The organism is Burkholderia aenigmatica, from assembly GCF_048627025.1.
GTDB classification, from domain to species: domain Bacteria; phylum Pseudomonadota; class Gammaproteobacteria; order Burkholderiales; family Burkholderiaceae; genus Burkholderia; species Burkholderia aenigmatica.
The window spans coordinates 633,586-651,365 of sequence record NZ_CP184470.1 but is presented as its reverse complement, the minus strand read 5'-3'; the positions used below and the strand labels follow the sequence as shown (position 1 = coordinate 651,365).

Annotated in this window: 18 protein-coding genes; 12 read left to right on the top strand and 6 right to left on the bottom strand. The window is 65.3% G+C overall.

What is annotated here, in order from left to right; all coding sequences use genetic code 11:
* The first annotated feature begins 553 nt into the window (after positions 1-553).
* From ACN8ZM_RS35325 to kdpA, 8 genes are all read left to right on the top strand, one after another.
* Positions 554-1,690: a muconate/chloromuconate family cycloisomerase gene (locus ACN8ZM_RS35325; RefSeq protein WP_043191961.1), complete on the top strand. Its 1,137-nt coding sequence runs from the start codon at positions 554-556 to the stop codon at positions 1,688-1,690.
* A 52-nt stretch (positions 1,691-1,742) separates the two neighbouring features.
* Positions 1,743-2,678 (top strand): catechol 1,2-dioxygenase, encoded by a 936-nt coding sequence (catA, locus tag ACN8ZM_RS35320; RefSeq protein WP_420212726.1) that lies wholly within the window; start codon positions 1,743-1,745, stop codon positions 2,676-2,678.
* A 114-nt stretch (positions 2,679-2,792) separates the two neighbouring features.
* On the top strand, positions 2,793-4,151 hold the full coding sequence (locus ACN8ZM_RS35315; protein WP_420212725.1) for a Rieske 2Fe-2S domain-containing protein: 1,359 nt from the start codon (positions 2,793-2,795) through the stop codon (positions 4,149-4,151).
* A complete protein-coding gene (benB, locus tag ACN8ZM_RS35310) occupies positions 4,148-4,636 on the top strand; it encodes a benzoate 1,2-dioxygenase small subunit (protein WP_089454383.1) in 489 nt (162 codons plus the stop codon). The genes ACN8ZM_RS35315 and benB overlap by 4 nt, the downstream gene beginning before the upstream one ends.
* A 40-nt stretch (positions 4,637-4,676) precedes the next feature.
* A complete protein-coding gene (gene benC / locus ACN8ZM_RS35305; RefSeq protein ID WP_420212724.1) occupies positions 4,677-5,699 on the top strand; it encodes a benzoate 1,2-dioxygenase electron transfer component BenC in 1,023 nt (340 codons plus the stop codon).
* Between the two features lie 2 nt (positions 5,700-5,701).
* Positions 5,702-6,472 carry a benzoate diol dehydrogenase BenD gene (gene benD / locus ACN8ZM_RS35300; protein ID WP_420212723.1) on the top strand — a complete coding sequence of 257 codons (771 nt, stop codon included), beginning with the start codon at positions 5,702-5,704 and terminating at the stop codon, positions 6,470-6,472.
* A gap of 91 nt (positions 6,473-6,563) precedes the next feature.
* Positions 6,564-6,962, top strand: a complete 399-nt coding sequence (locus ACN8ZM_RS35295; RefSeq protein WP_420212722.1) for a RidA family protein — start codon at positions 6,564-6,566, stop codon at positions 6,960-6,962.
* A 115-nt stretch (positions 6,963-7,077) separates the two neighbouring features.
* Positions 7,078-8,886: a potassium-transporting ATPase subunit KdpA gene (kdpA, locus tag ACN8ZM_RS35290; RefSeq protein WP_420212721.1), complete on the top strand. Its 1,809-nt coding sequence runs from the start codon at positions 7,078-7,080 to the stop codon at positions 8,884-8,886.
* A 402-nt stretch (positions 8,887-9,288) separates the two neighbouring features.
* On the opposite strand, the gene ACN8ZM_RS35285 is transcribed toward kdpA, so the two are convergent.
* From ACN8ZM_RS35285 to ACN8ZM_RS35270, 4 genes are all read right to left on the bottom strand, one after another.
* A complete protein-coding gene (locus ACN8ZM_RS35285) occupies positions 9,289-9,570 on the bottom strand; it encodes a hypothetical protein (RefSeq protein ID WP_420212720.1) in 282 nt (93 codons plus the stop codon).
* Positions 9,571-9,606: 36 nt separating this feature from the next.
* The gene (locus ACN8ZM_RS35280) at positions 9,607-9,786 is read right to left on the bottom strand and encodes a hypothetical protein (protein WP_420212719.1); all 180 of its coding nucleotides are present in this window, start codon (positions 9,784-9,786) and stop codon (positions 9,607-9,609) included.
* A 143-nt stretch (positions 9,787-9,929) separates the two neighbouring features.
* Entirely contained in the window at positions 9,930-11,597 is a 1,668-nt protein-coding gene (locus tag ACN8ZM_RS35275) for an NRAMP family divalent metal transporter (protein WP_420212718.1), read from the bottom strand.
* 111 nt (positions 11,598-11,708) lie between these two features.
* Positions 11,709-11,849, bottom strand: a complete 141-nt coding sequence (locus ACN8ZM_RS35270) for a hypothetical protein (protein WP_205823885.1) — start codon at positions 11,847-11,849, stop codon at positions 11,709-11,711.
* A 797-nt stretch (positions 11,850-12,646) separates the two neighbouring features.
* On the opposite strand from ACN8ZM_RS35270, the gene ACN8ZM_RS35265 reads away from it, so the two are divergent.
* From ACN8ZM_RS35265 to ACN8ZM_RS35255, 3 genes are all read left to right on the top strand, one after another.
* Complete coding sequence (locus ACN8ZM_RS35265; protein WP_420213316.1) at positions 12,647-13,459, top strand: creatininase family protein; 813 nt, start codon at positions 12,647-12,649, stop codon at positions 13,457-13,459.
* Positions 13,460-13,518: 59 nt separating this feature from the next.
* On the top strand, positions 13,519-14,697 hold the full coding sequence (locus tag ACN8ZM_RS35260; RefSeq protein WP_420212717.1) for a hypothetical protein: 1,179 nt from the start codon (positions 13,519-13,521) through the stop codon (positions 14,695-14,697).
* A 242-nt stretch (positions 14,698-14,939) separates the two neighbouring features.
* Positions 14,940-15,422 (top strand): DUF1641 domain-containing protein, encoded by a 483-nt coding sequence (locus tag ACN8ZM_RS35255; protein WP_043187944.1) that lies wholly within the window; start codon positions 14,940-14,942, stop codon positions 15,420-15,422.
* 159 nt (positions 15,423-15,581) lie between these two features.
* Here the strand turns inward: ACN8ZM_RS35255 and ACN8ZM_RS35250 are convergent, their stop codons facing one another.
* Positions 15,582-16,292, bottom strand: a complete 711-nt coding sequence (locus tag ACN8ZM_RS35250) for a response regulator (protein ID WP_043187865.1) — start codon at positions 16,290-16,292, stop codon at positions 15,582-15,584.
* 371 nt (positions 16,293-16,663) lie between these two features.
* Here ACN8ZM_RS35250 and ACN8ZM_RS35245 point away from each other — a divergent pair, with 371 nt between their 5' ends.
* Positions 16,664-16,822: a hypothetical protein gene (locus tag ACN8ZM_RS35245; RefSeq protein ID WP_420212716.1), complete on the top strand. Its 159-nt coding sequence runs from the start codon at positions 16,664-16,666 to the stop codon at positions 16,820-16,822.
* Positions 16,823-17,210: 388 nt separating this feature from the next.
* On the opposite strand, the gene ACN8ZM_RS35240 is transcribed toward ACN8ZM_RS35245, so the two are convergent.
* Complete coding sequence (locus ACN8ZM_RS35240; protein WP_043187854.1) at positions 17,211-17,750, bottom strand: GNAT family N-acetyltransferase; 540 nt, start codon at positions 17,748-17,750, stop codon at positions 17,211-17,213.
* Positions 17,751-17,780: the final 30 nt, after the last annotated feature.

The following is a 17,780-nucleotide window of genomic DNA, read 5'->3' as shown; positions in this document are numbered from 1 at the left end:
TGCCGCCGCGCCGGGGCGGTGCGGCGGATGAATGAATCGCCGGAGCCAGCGGCGCTCGCTACGAAGCCGGCCAGGCACGTCCTATGGATTGCCCAGACGGCCCCCGTGCGTGCTCGACCCGGTGCGCAAGCACCGCTGTCGTGAATCTTATCGGTGCCACATAAGCTTGCGCCGACAACCGGTCGAACGAGCGACGGCGAAGCCGATTGCCGACCGCGCATGGCGAGAAACTTGCCCCCGAGTCCCCGGTGAGGCATCAGGAAAACCCTGACAGCGGCCCGCCGAGGCCACTTTTTTACGTCGCTGCGCGTGTGGCGACCGATGCCAAACCCATCTGCGGCCGCTCGCATCCCGGGTGGCCGCTCCCCTCGATCCAGCATGGCTTCCAGGCCGTATTGCCTGTCATGGAGGGTATGGTAAACCGCGAAATCAACCGAATATTCCCGAATTTCAATACCTGTCAGGTATTGAAATGGCCGCCTAAAAGTATTGGACGCTCGATCCGGCCGAGACGTATAAATCGCCTCAAGAACTTCACCCCACGGCGTGCCCCATGTCCTCCGTCACCATCGAACGCATCGAAACCCGCCTCGTCGATCTGCCGACGATCCGCCCGCACAAGCTGTCGGTGGCCACGATGTACGGCCAGACGCTGATGCTCGTGAAGGTGTTCTGCAGCGACGGCGTGACGGGCCTCGGCGAAGGCACGACGATCGCCGGCATGGCGTACGGCCCGGAAAGCCCCGAGGCGATGAAGCTCGCGATCGACACGTATCTCGCGCCGGCAATCGTCGGCAAGGACGCGACGCGCATCCAGACGCTGATGGCGTTCCTCGGCAAGCTCGCGAAGGTCAACCACTTTGCGAAGAGCGCGCTCGAAACCGCGCTGCTCGACGCGCACGGCAAGCGGCTCGGCGTGCCGGTGAGCGAACTGCTCGGCGGCCGCCGCCGTGACCGCCTGCCGGTCGCGTGGACGCTCGCGTCGGGCGACACGGCCACCGACATCGCCGAAGCCGAGCGGATGCTCGACCAGCGCCGCCACAACGTGTTCAAGCTGAAGATCGGCGCGAAGGCGCTCGATACGGATATCCGCCACGTGGCCGAGATCAAGAAGGCCGTCGGCGATCGCGCGTCGGTGCGGGTCGACGTGAACATGGCGTGGAGCGAAACACAGGCCGCGCGCGCGATTCCGGCGCTGGCCGATGCCGGCTGCGAACTGGTCGAGCAGCCGGTGGCCTCGGCCGCGGCGCTGGCGCGCCTGATGCGCCGCTTCCCGATTGCGCTGATGGCCGATGAAATCCTGCAGGGCCCCGACAGCGCCTTCGACATCGCGAAGCATCACGGCGCGGACGTGTTCGCGATCAAGATCGAGCAGAGCGGCGGCCTGTTCGCCGCGCAGCGCGTCGCCGCGATCGCGGATGCGGCCGGCATCGAGCTGTACGGCGGCACGATGCTCGAAGGCGCGTTCAGCACGGTGGCGTCCGCGCACCTGTTCGCGAGTTTCGCGAACCTGCAGTGGGGCACCGAACTGTTCGGCCCGCTGCTGATCACCGAAGAGATCCTGACGCAGCCGCTCGATTACAGCGACTTCGAACTGACCGTGCCGGACGGCCCTGGCCTCGGCATCGAACTCGACGAGGACAAGGTCAGGCGTTTCACCCGCGACGGGCTGACGAAAGTCGCGCGATAACCCGAGCCAGGCAACGGCCGTCATTCCCCCTAATACACGTGGAGACACCATCATGAACGTCAAAGTTTTCGATACCCGGGAAGTGCAGGATCTGCTGAAGGCCGCGTCGAACGCGGGCGGCAACGTCGGCAACGCGCGCACGCAGCAGGTCGTGCTGCGGCTGCTCGGCGACCTGTTCAAGGCGATCGACGATCTCGACATCACGCCCGACGAAGTGTGGGCCGGCGTCAACTACCTGAACAAGCTCGGCCAGGACGGCGAAGCGGCGCTGCTCGCGGCCGGCCTCGGTCTCGAAAAGTATCTCGACATCCGGATGGACGCCGCGGACAAGGCGGTCGGCCTCGATGGCGGCACGCCGCGCACGATCGAAGGGCCGCTGTATGTCGCGGGTGCGCCGGTGCGCGACGGCGTGTCGAAGATCGACCTCGACGCGGACGACGGCGCGGGCCCGCTGGTGATCCACGGCACGGTCACCGGCCTCGACGGCAAGCCGATCGCGGGCGCGGTGGTCGAATGCTGGCACGCGAACTCGCACGGCTTCTATTCGCACTTCGACCCGACCGGCAAGCAGAGCGATTTCAACCTGCGCGGCGCGGTGAAGACGGGCGCCGACGGCAAGTACGAATTCCGCACGCTGATGCCGGTCGGCTACGGCTGCCCGCCGCAGGGCGCGACGCAGCAGCTGCTGAACGGCCTCGGCCGCCACGGCAACCGCCCGGCGCACGTGCACTTCTTCGTCGACAGCCACGACCACCGCAAGCTGACGACGCAGTTCAACATCGACGGCGATCCGCTGATCTGGGATGACTTCGCGTATGCGACGCGCGAGGAGCTGATCCCGCCCGTGGTCGACAAGACCGGCGGCACGGCGCTCGGCATGAAGGCCGATGCGTACCAGGACATCGAGTTCAACTTCGTGCTGACGCCGCTGGTGCAGGGCAAGGACAACCAGATCGTCCACCGCCTGCGCGCAGCCGCGACGGCGTAACCGCCCGCCGGCGCGGCGCGGATGCGCCGCCGCCGGCCGGGTTCCCGCGAGATTCAACCGATTACCGATGCGAGCGTGCTTGCAGGACGCGGCACGCGCATGGGAGGAGCCAACATGTCCGCCACGATCGACCAAGCCACCGACCTGGATCACCTGCTCGCCACCGCCGTGCAGGACGACAAGGCGGCCGGCGTATTCCGCTGCCGCCGCGACATCTTCACGAACGCCGAGCTGTACGAGCTGGAGATGAAGCACATCTTCGAGAGCAACTGGGTGTACCTGGCGCACGAAAGCCAGATCCCGGCCAACAACGATTACTACACGACGTGGATCGGCCGCCAGCCGATCGTGATCACGCGCGACAAGACCGGCGAGCTGCATGCGGTCATCAATGCCTGCGCACACAAGGGCGCGATGCTGTGCCGCCGCAAGCACGGCAACAAGGGCAGCTTCACGTGCCCGTTCCACGGCTGGACCTTCTCGAACACCGGCAAGCTGCTGAAGGTGAAGGACGAGAAGACGACCGAGTATCCGGTGCAGTTCAACACGCACGGCTCGCACGACCTGAAGAAGGTCGCGCGTTTCGAGAACTATCGCGGCTTCCTGTTCGGCAGCCTCAGCGACGACGTGCTGCCGCTCGAAGCGTACCTCGGCGAAGCGCGCGTGATCATCGACCAGATCGTCGACCAGGCGCCGGACGGGCTCGAAGTGCTGCGCGGCAACTCGTCCTACATCTACGAAGGCAACTGGAAGATGCAGATGGAGAACGGCTGCGACGGCTACCACGTCAGCACCGTGCACTGGAACTACGCGGCGACGATGGGCCGCCGCAAGGAAGACGGCACCAAGGCCGTCGACGCGAACAGCTGGAGCAAGTCGGTCGCGGGCGTGTACGGCTTCGACAACGGCCACATCCTGCTGTGGACGCAGACGATGAACCCGGAAGTGCGGCCCGTGTATCAGCACCGTGAAGAGATCAAGGCGCGCGTCGGCGACGTGCAGGCCGACTTCATCGTCAACCAGACCCGCAACCTGTGCGTGTACCCGAACGTGTTCCTGATGGACCAGTTCAGCACGCAGATCCGCGTGGTGCGGCCGCTCGGTGTCGACAAGACCGAAGTCACGATCTTCTGCTTCGCGCCGAAGGGCGAGAGCGAGACCGACCGCACGATCCGGATCCGCCAGTACGAGGATTTCTTCAACGTGACCGGCATGGGCACGGCCGACGATCTCGAAGAGTTCCGCGCATGCCAGGCCGGCTATGCGGGCATCACGGCGATGTGGAACGACCTGTCGCGCGGCGCGCCGCTGTGGGTCGACGGCCCCGACGAGAACGCGAAGAAGATGGGGCTGAACCCGCGCATTTCCGGCGAGCGCAGCGAGGACGAAGGGCTGTTCGTGTGCCAGCACGAACACTGGGTGCATGTGATGCGCGATGCGCTGAAGAAGGAACGCGGGGAGGTGGCAGCATGAGCTTCGATTACCGGACTGTCTGCGCGGCGCTGTATCGCGAAGCGCGCCTGCTCGACGATCGCCAGTGGGACGCGTGGCTGACCTGCTACACGGAGGACGTCACGTACTGGATGCCCGCATGGGACGACGACGATCGGCCGACCGAGGATCACCAGAGCCAGATCTCGCTGATGTACTACCCGGACCGCGGCGGCCTCGAGGATCGCGTGTTCCGGATCAAGACCGAGCGCAGCGGCGCATCGACGCCCGAGCCGCGCACCAGCCACAACGTGACGAACGTCGAGGTGCTGGCCGAGCGCGACGACGAGGTGGACGTGCGCTACAACTTTCACACGCTGAACCACCGCTACCGCGTGACCGATCACTTCTTCGGGACGATGTTCGTCACGTTGCGCAAGGTGGGCGATGAACTGCTGATCTCGTACAAGAAGATCGTGCTGAAGAACGACTACATCCGGCAGGTGCTCGACGTGTACCACGTCTGACACCCGATGCTTTGTCATGAAAGGAAGTGGAGGTGACGCCATGTCCAGTTACAAGATTGCACTGAATTTCGAGGACGGGGTAACCCGCTTCATCGACTGCAAGGCCGGCGAGAAGGTGCTCGACGCCGCCTTCCGCGCGAAGATCAACCTGCCGATGGATTGCTCCGACGGCGTGTGCGGCACCTGCAAGTGCCGCGCGGAAAGCGGCCGCTACGACCTCGGCGACGACTACATCGACGATGCGCTCACCGAAGACGAGAAGGACGGCGGCCTCGTGCTGACCTGCCAGATGGTGCCGCAAAGCGATTGCGTGATCGCGGTGCCGACGTCGTCGGTCGCGTGCAAGACCGGCCAGAGCGGTTTCGCCGCCACGGTGACGAAGGTCGAGCAGCACAACGACGCGGCCGTCGTGCTCGAACTCGACGTCGGCGCGGCCGCGCCCGTGTTTCTGCCGGGCCAGTACGTGAACATCGACGTACCCGCGAGCGGGCAGCACCGTTCCTACTCGTTCTCGTCGGCGCCGGCCGATGCGAAGGTCAGCTTCCTGATCAAGAAAATTCCCGGCGGCGTGATGAGCACCTGGCTCGAATCGGCGCAGCCCGGCGACACGCTGCAACTGCACGGGCCGCTCGGCAGCTTCTACCTGCGCGACGTGCAGCGGCCGCTGCTGTTCCTCGCGGGCGGCACCGGGCTGGCGCCGTTCCTGTCGATGCTCGAGGTGCTCGCGCGCACCGGGGCGCAGCAGAAGATACACCTGATCTATGGCGTGACGCGCGATCTCGACCTCGTGCTGGTCGAAGCGATCGAAGCCTACGCGGCGAAGCTGCCGAACTTCAGCTTCGCGACGGTCATTGCGGATGCCGCGTCAAGCCATCCGCGCAAGGGCTGGGTCACGCAGCACATCCCGGCCGATGCGTTGAACGACGGCGACGTCGACGTGTATCTGTGCGGGCCGCCGCCGATGGTCGACGCGGTGCGCAAGTACTTCGACGACGAAGGCGTGAAGCCGAACAGCTTCCACTACGAGAAGTTCACCCCCAACGTCACGGCAAAGGCGGCGTGATCATGCAACGATTCTCTGGCAAGGTCATCGTCGTCACGGGCGCCGCGCAGGGCATCGGCCGCGGCGTCGCGCTGCGCGCGGCGGCCGAAGGCGGCAGGGTGCTGTTCGTCGACCGCGCGGATTTCGTCGCCGAGGTCGCGGCCGAGGCGACCGGTTGCGAGACGGCCGGCTTCGTCGCCGATCTCGAAACGTACGAAGGCGCGCAGGCGGCGATCGCGCACGCCGTGCAGACGTTCGGCGGCATCGACATCCTGATCAACGGCGTCGGCGGCGCGATTCGCATGCGCCCGTTCGCCGAATTCGAGCCGGCACAGATCGATGCGGAAATCCGCCGTTCGCTGATGCCGACGCTCTATACCTGTCACGCGGTGTTGCCGCACCTGCTCGCGCGCGGCGGCGGCACGATCGTCAACATCTCGTCGAACGCGACGCGCGGCATCCGCCGCGTGCCGTACTCGGCGGCGAAGGGCGGCGTAAATGCGCTGACGGCGGCGCTCGCGATGGAATACGCGGCGCACAACATCCGGGTCGTGGCGACCGCGCCGGGCGGCACCAGCGCGCCGCCGCGCCGCGTGCCGCGCAACGCGGCCGGCGACAGCGAACAGGAACGGGCATGGATGGGCGAAGCCGTGCGCCAGGTCACGGAATCGACGTTCTTCAAGCGCTACGGCAGCCTCGACGAACAGATCGCGCCGATCCTGTTCCTCGCATCCGACGAGGCGAGCTACATCACCGGCACGGTGCTGCCGGTCGCGGGCGGCGACACGGGTTGAGCGGCAGGTCGTGACGCCGCTTGCACGTGTTCAACGTGTGTTCATCGACAACCCACCGGCCGGCGCGAAGACGCCGGCCACGGAGACCCCCATGCGTGATCGCAAAGCCATCGTTCCGGCGGGAATGGAAGCGGTGTACGAAAAGATCGGCTACGCGCCCGGCCTGAAGGTCGGCGATACGCTGTACGTATCTGGCCAGATCGGCCGCGATGCGGCGATGCAACTCGTCGAAGGCCGTGAAGCACAGATCGTGCAGGCGTTCGAAAATTTGAAGTGTGTGCTGGAGGCTGCCGGTGCATCGTTCGGCGACGTGGTCGACCTGACGACCTTCCATACCGACATGCGCGACCTGCCGTTGTTCATGCAGGTGCGCGACCGCTACTTCGACACCCACCCGAAGCCGGCGTGGACGGCGGTCGGTGCGCACATGCTGGGCGGCGCGCCCGGCTATATCGTCGAGATCAAGGCGGTGGCCGTGTTGCCGACGTGATTTGCGTTGACGCGATGTTTACGCGATGTACCGCAGTCTATGCATCGATTTGACTTTTCACGAGCTGAAATAGGGTGAGAGACTCTTCGATACACAGTGGCTGCGGGAGGAAGGGATGGTTGCAAGTGCCGGCTTTCAGGTCGGACTGTTTCTGGTCGTACTGATTGCGCTCGTCAAGCCGCTCGGGCTCTATATGGCGCGCGTGGCTGACGGCGACGCGCCGTTGCTGTCGGCAATCGGGCGGCCCGTCGAGCGCTGGATCTACCGTGCGGCCGGCATCGATCCGAAGGCCGAAATGAACTGGAAGACCTACGCGCTCGCGCTGCTGCTGTTCAGTGCCGTCGGCACGCTCTTCCTGTATGTGCTGCAGCGCGTGCAACCGTGGTTGCCGCTCAATCCGCAGGGGCTGCCGGCCGTGGCCCCGGATTCCGCGTTCAACACGGCGGTGAGTTTCGCGACGAACACCAGCTGGCAGGGCTACGCGGGTGAAACGACGCTGAGCTACCTGAGCCAGATGCTCGGCATCACGGTACAGAGCTTTCTTTCCGCGGCCAGCGGCATGGCCGTGATGTTCGCGTTGATGCGGGGCATTGCGCGGCGCGGTTCAGCGACGGTCGGCAACCTGTGGGTCGACCTCACGCGCGCAACGCTCTATGTCTTGTTGCCGCTGTCCGTCGTGTTCACGATCGCATTCATGGCGCAGGGCGTCATCCAGAACTTCACGGCCTACCGCGACGTGGACACGGTGCAGGCCGTGACGTGGCAACAACCGACGCTGGACGCGCAGGGCCAGCCGATGCACGACGCCACCGGCAACGTCGTGCAGCAATCGATGCGCTCGCAACGACAGCGCCTGCCGCTGGGCCCCGTCGCGTCGCAGGAATCGATCAAGCTGCTGAGCGGCGACGGCGGCGGCTTCTTCAACGCGAATTCCGCGCATCCGTACGAAAACCCCACGCCGCTGACCAATTTCCTGCAGATGATCGCGATCCTGCTGATACCGGCCGCGCTCTGCTACACGTTCGGTGTCGCGGTCGGCGACCGGCGGCAGGGATGGGCGCTGCTGGCCGCGATGACCGCGATGTTCGTCGCCGCGGCCATGGTCACGATTCATGCGGAGCAGCAGGGCTTCGGGCCGCTCGTCGCACCGCATGACGGGACCGCGGCGCTGTCGATCGAGCGTGGCGGCAACCTGGAAGGCAAGGAGACGCGTTTCGGCGTCGTGTCTTCGGCGCTGTACGCGACCGTGACGACCAGCGGCGGCGACGGCGCAGTCGACGCGATGCACGATTCGTTCACGCCGGTGGGCGGTCTCGTCCCGATGGTATTGATGCAGACGGGCGAAGTCGTATTCGGCGGGCCGGGTTCCGGCCTTTTCAGCATGATCGTCGTCGCGATCCTGGCGGTATTCATCGCCGGGCTGATGATCGGCCGCGCGCCGGAATATCTCGGCAAGAAGATCGAGGCGTACGAGATGAAGATGGTGGCCATCGCGATTCTCGCGACGCCGCTGCTGGTGCTGGTCGGCACCGCGATTTCCGTCGTCACGCCTGCCGGGATCGCCGGGATCGGCAACCCGGGCCCGCACGGGTTCAGCGAAATCCTGTATGCGTTCTCGTCGGCGGCCAACAACAACGGCAGCGCATTCGCGGGCCTGTCGGCCAACACGCCGTACTACAACGGGATGCTGGCGATCGCCATGTGGTTCGGCCGCTTTGCAGTGATCGTGCCGGTACTGGCGATCTCGGGGTCGCTCGCGGGCAAGCGGCGGCGGGCGGCGGGAGCCGGTACGCTGCCGACGCACGGCATGCTCTTCATCGGGCTGCTGATCGGGACGGTGATCATGATCGCATCGCTCACGTACTTGCCGGCACTTGCACTCGGGCCGATCGTCGAACAGCTGGGTGCGGTGGCCGGCCGTTAGCCGGAGCCCGCGCGCGACGGATCGCGAGCCCCGTCGCCGGCGCATCACGGCGAACCTACTGGCCGTGCAGCAACGCCGAAAGACAATATTTTCCGTAGACCAGGCAATGAGCCGGTGGCGCATCCGGCGTCCGGGGTGCACTTCCGGACGTGACGGGCGGGGCGGCGGCGGGTGAGCGGCAAACGCTGCCCACGATCGTCAGTGCCGACACGAGCGCCACGATGCCGCCAAGGAGCGGTGCGAAGTGCGTCTTGTGAAGCGGGTGTGCGTGACTCATATCGGGGACTCCCATTCGTACAGGCGATGCAGTCTCGCGGTGTCCGGGGATGCGCCGTCGTCAAGCCACGCTGCCAGGGCGTGACTTGACGGGTATCCACCATCGGTCGGTCAGGTGCCCCGGGGTTACTGGCTGGCTCCGGAAGCAGGCGAGGCCGAAGCGGCGTCCTCGGACGCCGCCGGGTCGCTTGCCGAGGCCGACGTGCCCGATGCCGCGGGACTGCTATCTGCCGCCGCAGCAGGCGCCGACGCGGACGACGCGCTGGCGGCAGTGCTGGGCACGTCATCGTCGTCGGCATGGCTGCATGCGGCGAGTACGGTGAGTGCGGCGGCGAGTGTTGCAACGTAAAGGTATTGCTTCATGCGTTGATCCTGTTGTTGAGAGGTGAACTGCGGTTGAATACTCATGGCATGCAGGTATCCTGACGATCGGATTCGCCGCGCTCAGGGCGCGATGCGCATGGTGCGAACGAGCCCGACCAGCAACGACACCCAGACCAGCGACGTCAGCATGCAGGCCCACAGGATGAGCACGACGCGCTCGGTCAGGCTGAGCGGCGCGTGACGCAACGTCCGGCGTACGCGCGACAGGCGCACGCGAGCATGTCGTCCTGCCAACCGCATGGAACGTGCTGAAACAAAACGAATCCGGCTCACGATGTCGGTCCCCTGTTGACCCTTGGCTTACGTCTGCCGCTCACACGGCGAATGGGACGCGTGCGGACGAGGCCTGCGGCATGCATCCAGTGCATGCCGCGGCGCGACGCTTACTTGATGAACGTCATTTGCACGACCTTGACGACGACGAGCGCCACGGCGAGCAACAGATAGCCACGCAACACGCCCATCCACACACGCTTGGCCAGAGTCAGGTTGGGCGGCGGCAGTTCGTCGAGCGGCGGCATCCGCCACGTGTCCCGCGCGCCTTCCGGCCATGCCTGCGCGGTCCCCGCACCGTCTGCCGGATCACGTCGCAGCTTGCGGACGGCGACCGTCGCCGCATAGCCGACGATGGCCAGCAGCGTGCCGCCGGCCAGCATGTCGAGGATCGTCTGCCCGCTCATGTCCGGGTACATCACCGAGGCCGTCAGGATGATGGACAGCATCACGAGCACCCAGATCACCGCACCCGTGAACACGTTCAGCTTCTTCGAGTTGACCCACGGGCCCAGCACCGCCTTGTCGTTGCAGAGCAGCAGCAGGAATACCGTCGCGCTCGGCAGCAGCACGCCGGCGAGCGTTTGAACGGCTTCCGTCAGCAGGCCGAGCGGGCTGCCGGGAATCAGCACGATCGCGGCGGCGGCGGCGACGATGCCGAAGTAGACGAGATAGAAGCCCTTCGCATCCGTCACGCTGCGATGCAGTGAATGGCGGATCTTGAACACGTCGCCGATCGCGTAGGCCGTCGACAGCGACACGGCTGCCGCGCCGATGATCGCGGCGTCGAACAGCGCGATGGCGAACAGCACGGCCGACGTGTGGCCTGCGTATTTGTCCAGCCCGTTGATGATGCCGCCGGCATCGGTGAAGTTGCCGAACTCGGGCTTGCCGGCATAGAGCTGCGCACAGAACGCGATCATGGCCACGGCGCCGACCAGCACGAAGCCGATGCCGATCCACAGATCCGCCTTCTCGTACTTCATGAAGCGCGGCGTGATGCGCTTGTCGACCACGTAGCTCTGCTGGAAAAAGAGCTGCCACGGCGCCACCGTCGTGCCGACGATGCCGATCACGAGCAGCATCACGTCGGAGAGCTTCGAGTGCGCGGGCCAGTTCGGAACGAAGAAGTCGCGTGCCATCTGGCTGACCGGCGGATGGATCGAGACCAGCACCGGCACCAGCAGCAGGCTCAGGAGGCACAAGAACACGGCGAAGCGTTCGAACCGCCTGAAATTGCCGGTGCTGACCGCCGCCATCGTGAGCGCGGCGGCGATGCACACGCCCGCGATCTTGGATACGCCGAAGAAGTCGAGCACGAACGTGATGCCGATGAACTCGGTCACGATCGTCAGCGCGTTCAGAAGGAACAGGTCGATGACACTGAAGGCGCCCCAGAACTTGCCGAAACGCTCGAAAATGAGCCGCGCGTGCCCGACCCCCGTCACTGCACCGAGCCGCAGCACCATTTCTTGGTTGACGAACAGCACCGGTACCAGAAGCAGCATGGTCCACAGCAGCGTCGTGCCGTAGTTTTGCCCTGCCTGCGTATAGGTACCGAATGCGCCGGCGTCGTTGTCGCCGACCATCACGATGAGACCGGGGCCGAGAATGGCGAGCAGCGTCCGGAAGCGCGCCCACCAGTTGGTGCGTGGCGCGACGTCGTGGTGCGCGATGGTGCCGAGCGCGCCCTTGATGTCGCCGAGGTGGGCGTCGTCGAGTACGGCACTGCGTTCGCGTGCAGTGTCGCGGGGCGAGATGTTGGCGGGTACGGACATTTTGTTTTCCTCCCAGATGAGCGAAACGGGAATGCGCCGTCGGCATGCGCAAGGACGCGAATCGTCGAACGATCGTGTCGCTTGCGTATGCAGGAGCGGGGCGAGAGCGGGTTACGAAACGAGGGCTTTGAGGCCGAGCCAGAAAGCGGCGAACCGGTGCGGTTCGCGTGGTTTGAGCGACAGCATCGCGTCGTAGCAGACGCGCGATTCGTCGATGTGCGGCAGATTCGACAGGAGAAGGCCGAAGTTCATGATCGTGCTCCGTGCGCCTGGCTTGACGCGTGATTGCGAAAAGCCAGCAGACACGGAAATCGCGCGCATCACGGGCGCGGCGACTGGGGCCTACTCGCTTTCCTCAGTGAATAAAGACACTGGAAATGAATGACATAAGGGATAACTGTCGGTGCCGGGCATGTCGGTTCCTTGTGAACGGTAGGTACGCGCGATTGCTGCGTACGTGTTTATCCACGCGCCTGCGAATGAATGATCGAGGCGCGAACGCATACGGCCGCGAGTCGAGGCTCGCGACGCGGTTCCGTGTGGCGCGCACGCGAACGCGTGCGCCACATGGCGCTAATCAACAAGGTGCACGGAGGGTTTACCGGGGCGCGCACCGCCTGCCTGAGGGCAAGACGGCGGCTGGGAAAAGGGAGCGCGGACGTCCTGCCGATCAGGCAGCGAAACTGTTCGAAGATCGACTACTGCAACTGTCCAAGGTGTCAGCCCCTTTTGTGAAGACCTTTAAATTTTAGGTGGCGCGAGATTGTGAAGTCAATACGCTTCGCTAAGCATAACCAATATATTTTCGACTGCGCAATCGCTGAGAATTACCGCCCCATTCCGGCGGGATCTTTTCTTTCAGACTGGAATGATCTGATTATTTTTCTGAAAGAAATGTTCGATGGAAATGGGAAGCGGAATCATGACGAAACGCTTTCTCTCGACCTGCGGCGTGAATCGTTGCGCCGCAGTCAGCGACAAGTCTCGCGAGTTCGTTTATGGTGCGAGGGAACGCAGTGTCGTCTCTTTCCTTCCGTCGAGAATCCGCGATGAAATGCCCGCCACGCGCCATCTTCGCCGCCCTCGCTTTCACCGTCGCGCAGGCCGCGCTCGCCCAGGTGCCGGGAACGGTGCAGCTCGAAGACATGACCTGGACCGAACTGCGCGACAGCATCCGGGGCGGCAAGACCACCATCCTGATTCCGATCGGCGGGACCGAGCAAAGCGGGCCGTACGTCGCGCTCGGCAAGCACAACGCGCGGGTCAGGGTACTGTCCGAACGGATCGCGGAAGGCCTCGGCAACGCGATCGTCGCGCCCGTCATCGCCTATGTGCCCGAGGGCGGCTATGCGCCGCCGACGTCGCACATGCGCTTTCCGGGCACCATCACCGTGCCCGACGACGTCTTCGAAAAGACCCTCGAATCCGCAGCCAACAGCTTCCGGGTCCATGGCTTCACGAACATCGTGTTTCTCGGCGACCACGGCGGCTACCAGAATGACATCAGGCAGTCGGTCGCCCGGCTCAACAAGTCGTGGGCCGGCACGGGCGCGCGCGCGTTCGTGCCGGCCGAGTATTACGGCACCAGTTCCGACGGTTACGACCAGATCCTGCGCGAGCATGGCGTGCCGGCCCCGGATATCGGCACCCATGCGGGGCTGGCCGACACGTCGCTGCTGCTGGCGGTGGCGCCGCGCATGGTCCGGGTCGACAAGCTGCGCAACGCCGCGAAGCCGGGGGCCGTCGACGGTGTCTACGGCGGCGATCCGCGTCATGCGAGCGTCGAGCTCGGCCGGCTGGGCACCGATGCCATCGTGTCGCGCACCGTCGATGCAATCAGAAAGGAAATCGCCGGCCGATGACGCCGCCACGCTGTCGCTCCGCCTTTGCCGTCGTTCCATTCAATCGAACAGGGACCGTCATGCAACCGCGCTTTCACCGTCACATCCGCTTCCCCCATCCCGCGATCGTGATCGCGGCAGCGCTGGCCGGCTTCTGCGCCCACGGTGCGATCGCGGCGTCCGCCGTCGCGGCCGTACCCGGCATGCCGCCCGTCATCAACCCGGACAACCTGTACAGCGAGGCGCAGGCCGGCCGCATGAGCGTGGCGGTAGCGGGTGCATTGCCGCGCATCTATGTGCCGAACCTGCGGTCGAACGACGTCTACGTGATCGACCCGGCCACGTACAAGGTCGTCGACCGATTCGCCGTCGGCCGCAGTCCGCAGCACGTCGTGCCGGCCTGGGATCTGCAGACGCTATGGGTCGCGAACAATGCGGAAGGTCGAACCGACGGCAGCCTGACGCCGATCGATCCGAAGACGGGCAAGCCCGGCCAGGCAGTGAGCGTCGACGATCCGTACAACATGTATTTCACGCCCGACGGCAAGGATGCGATCGTGGTGGCCGAGGCACATGCGCGGCTCGACTTCCGCGACCCCAAAACGATGGCGCTGAAATCGAGCCTCGATGTCCCGCAATGCAAGGGCATCAACCATGCCGACTTTTCGATCGACGGCCGCTATGCGCTCTTCACATGCGAGTTCGGCGGCAAGCTGGCGAAGATCGATCTGGTGAATCGCAAGGTGATCGGCTACCTCGAGCTCGACCGGAAAGGGATGCCGCAGGACATCCGCGTGTCGCCGGACGGCAAGGTGTTCTATGTCGCCGACATGATGGCGGACGGCGTATACGTCGTCGATGGTGACCGCTTCACGAAGACCGGTTTCATCCCGACCGGCGTCGGGACGCACGGACTGTATCCGAGCCGCGACGGCACGAAGCTCTATATCGCGAATCGCGGCTCGAATCTGGTCCACGGGCCGCGCCACGGCAAGGGCGGCGTATCGGTGCTCGATTTCACGACGCGCAAGGTGGTCGCAACCTGGCCGATCCCCGGCGGCGGCAGCCCCGACATGGGCAACGTCAGCGCGGACGGCAAGACGCTGTGGCTGTCGGGCCGCTTCGATGACGTCGTCTACGCGATCGACACCACGAGCGGCGCGGTCCGGTCGATTCCCGTCGGCATGGAGCCGCACGGCCTGACGGTGTGGCCGCAGCCGGGACGCTATTCGCTGGGGCATACGGGAAACATGCGGTAGGGCGGCGGCCGGTCGGCGCGTACCGGCACGGCCGTTCGACAGGCGGGCCGCATGGCTCGCCGATGGAAACGGCGCAAGCAACCGCCGCGGCGCAAACCGCGCGCGGTTCGCGCGCCTGTCTGGCCCATTGCCGCGCATCGCGGCCGCTGCCGCCGGGCATGGGGTGTCCGACGGGCGAAACGCAACCGGCGCGCGTGGCCGCCGTCGCGGCTGCCACGTGGCGTCCCAACCGGAGAAAGCCGATGACCGAACGTCAGTCTCCCGACACGAACCCTCCGCACATGGAGCCCGGCGCGCACGACGCGCTCGAACACCTGCTCGGTAGCCTGCACCGGCATGGATTCCTGCATTTGGCGAGCGAGGTCGTCAGCGCGAACGCGCGGCTGGCCGACACGTTCGTCGATGCGCTCGACAAGCCGGGCATGCAGAGCGGCATGCAGAATCTCGCGGTGCTCTTGATGGCGCTGTCGCGCATTCCGCCGGAGCAGTTCGGCAAGGCCGTGTTCGCGGCTGCCGACGCGCTGCACCACGTTGGCGCGTGGCAGCCGGCGCAGCACGCGCATGTCGCACCCGGCGTGCGCGGCGCCTACCGGCTGCTGCACGACGAAGCGCTGTGGGACGCGCTGACGCCGTTGCTCGAAGGATTGAAGGTGTTCGCGCAAGGGCTTGCGCGCAATCCGGAGACGCCCGTCACCGCGCTCGGCGAGAAGACGAACGGCACGTGACGGTGCCCGGTTGCGGGCCGGTATCGGCGTGCCCGACGCCAAACGGCAACTGCTGCGGGCGCTGCACACGTGCAGTGCGAGGTGCGCGGCCGGCCGACGCGTGCGATCGCGTGCCACGACAGGCCGCACGCGAAGCAGCGTGTTGGCCCATATGCCGCGCTATTCCCACGCGTGCTTGCTGAACTGATAGCCTTTGCAGCGGATCGTCTTGATCCGCTTCGGTTCCGTGATGTCATCGAGCAGCTTGCGGCGCAGCTTCGAGATCCGGCCGTCGATCGAGCGATCGAAGCCGTCGAACTCGATGCCGCGCAACAGCACCGTCAGGTCTTCCCGGCTGACGACCTCGCCGGCGCGGCAGGCAAGGGCCCACAGCAGGTCGAATTCGGTCGACGTCAGGCGAGGCGCGCTACCGTCAGGAAGGCGAACCTTGCGATCCGCCCGGTCGATCGAAAACTTGCCGAACTCGAACCGCTGAGGGGAGGCCGGCACGTAGTCGACCGGTCGCATGCGTAGCCGCCGCAGGTGGGCCTTGATCCGCGCGAGCAGAATGCGCGGCTCGACCGGCTTGTGGAGAAAGTCGTCCGCGCCGAATTCCAGGCCGAGCAGCTCGTCGAACAGTTCGTCGCGGGCCGTCATCATGATGACGATGCCGTCGTACTGCAAGCGTGCTTCGCGGCAAATCTCGAAACCGTCCTTGCCCGGCAGGTTGATGTCGAGCAGCACCAGGTCGGGGCGCTGCGTGACGATCGTCGACACGGCATCGGTGCCGTCAAGCAGCGTGTCTACCTCGTACTGATGCTTGCGCAGATAGTCTGCGGTCAGTATGGACAATTGAACGTCGTCTTCGACGAGCAGGATTCGGATGGGCATCGCTAAACGAGGGGGCAAAACGGGAAAATGGCGAGCGGTTAGGCCCAGTCCGAACGCGTGGTAGCCGAAGCGACGCGGATAATACTGCGTAACATTCCAGAGGAATGTGACGAAATCTGCATCGCCCGCTGAACCTGTCCGCACGGAAATCTTTGCCGACTTGCCGCAAATGCCGACGAAAGGCTCGACGAACGGGCAAAATGCGTCGGCGCGATATCCGGCGCGTCACCGGGAGCGGACCCCGACCCGGAGCCGTTCGGGCGAAAGCGTTGGCGAACGTCGGCTTGTGCGAACGCCGCTACGCCACTCGATTCGGGCCAGGTAAAGGTTACTCGACAGATCATTACGAAATATTACACGATCTATTGTCAATGGCTCCTTACAATCCCCCAACCGAAGAGAAAAAAGAGGAGCCGCATTTCCGGCCCAGCGTCAAAAACCTGGCGAAGAAGACGGCGATAACCGGTGCGCGCAGCTACCCGCACCCGGTGCGCGACTGCCGCTATTGCATGCGTGCGGATCGGCGTTGACGCTGCGTCGGCCTTCGAGGCGCATGCCTGTCGACGGACCGATAGACGAATAGGAATGCGAAATTGCGTCGTCGTGCGTCATCCACGGTGCCGATTTGGTCAGGGATGCGATCGAAGTCGCGGTCGCCCGCGCTGACTGGAGCGAGGTCGTCAGGGCTGCGGAAACACGTTCGGCGTTCTTGATGACGCTCGCACCCGATCAACCGGGCGAGGTTCACACGGCGATCGGGGCAATGCGGGTATTGATGGATGAACGTGGCAACTGCTGGCCGATGGACAACGGGCGCGTTACCCGTCGCTACGAACGAGTCGCGGGGTGAGCGGGAATCAAGCACCGGCGCCGCAAGCCGATGCGGCACGCTGGCGATGGCCGGTGCGCCATCGTCGCTTACCGGCTCGCGCGCGAAAACAGCAATGAGTCGGTGTCGTTGAACCGGATCCGCGTCGGCTCGCCGTAACCGGCTTTCTCCGCCACGCGGATCGATGCGACGTTGGTCGGCGCGATCACGCACACGCTGCGCTCGAACCGCTGCTGTCCGTCGAGCCACGCCAGCGCGGCCGCGAGTGCCTCGGTCGCGTAGCCCTTGCCGTGCGCCCACGTCGCGAGCGCCCAGCCGGCTTCCGGCACGCCGCGAATCGACGGCTCGATCAGACGGTAAAAATCGGCGAAACCGAGATCGCCGACATAGCGGCCCGACGCCTTCTCGCGAATCGCCCAGTAGCCATAGCCGAGCAGCGGCCACAGCCCGCGATACGCGAGCATGCGCATCCACGAGTCGCGCGTCGCGGACGGCTCGCCGTTGAAGATGTGCTCGACGACCTTCGGCTCGGCCCACATCGTGGCAAGCGCATCGAAGTCGCCGAGCGGATGGCCTTCGAGGATGAGGCGCGGCGTGTCGAGTACGGGCGGGGAGGAGACTGGCGGCATCTTGATTTCCGGAAAGGAGGGAGCTTGGGA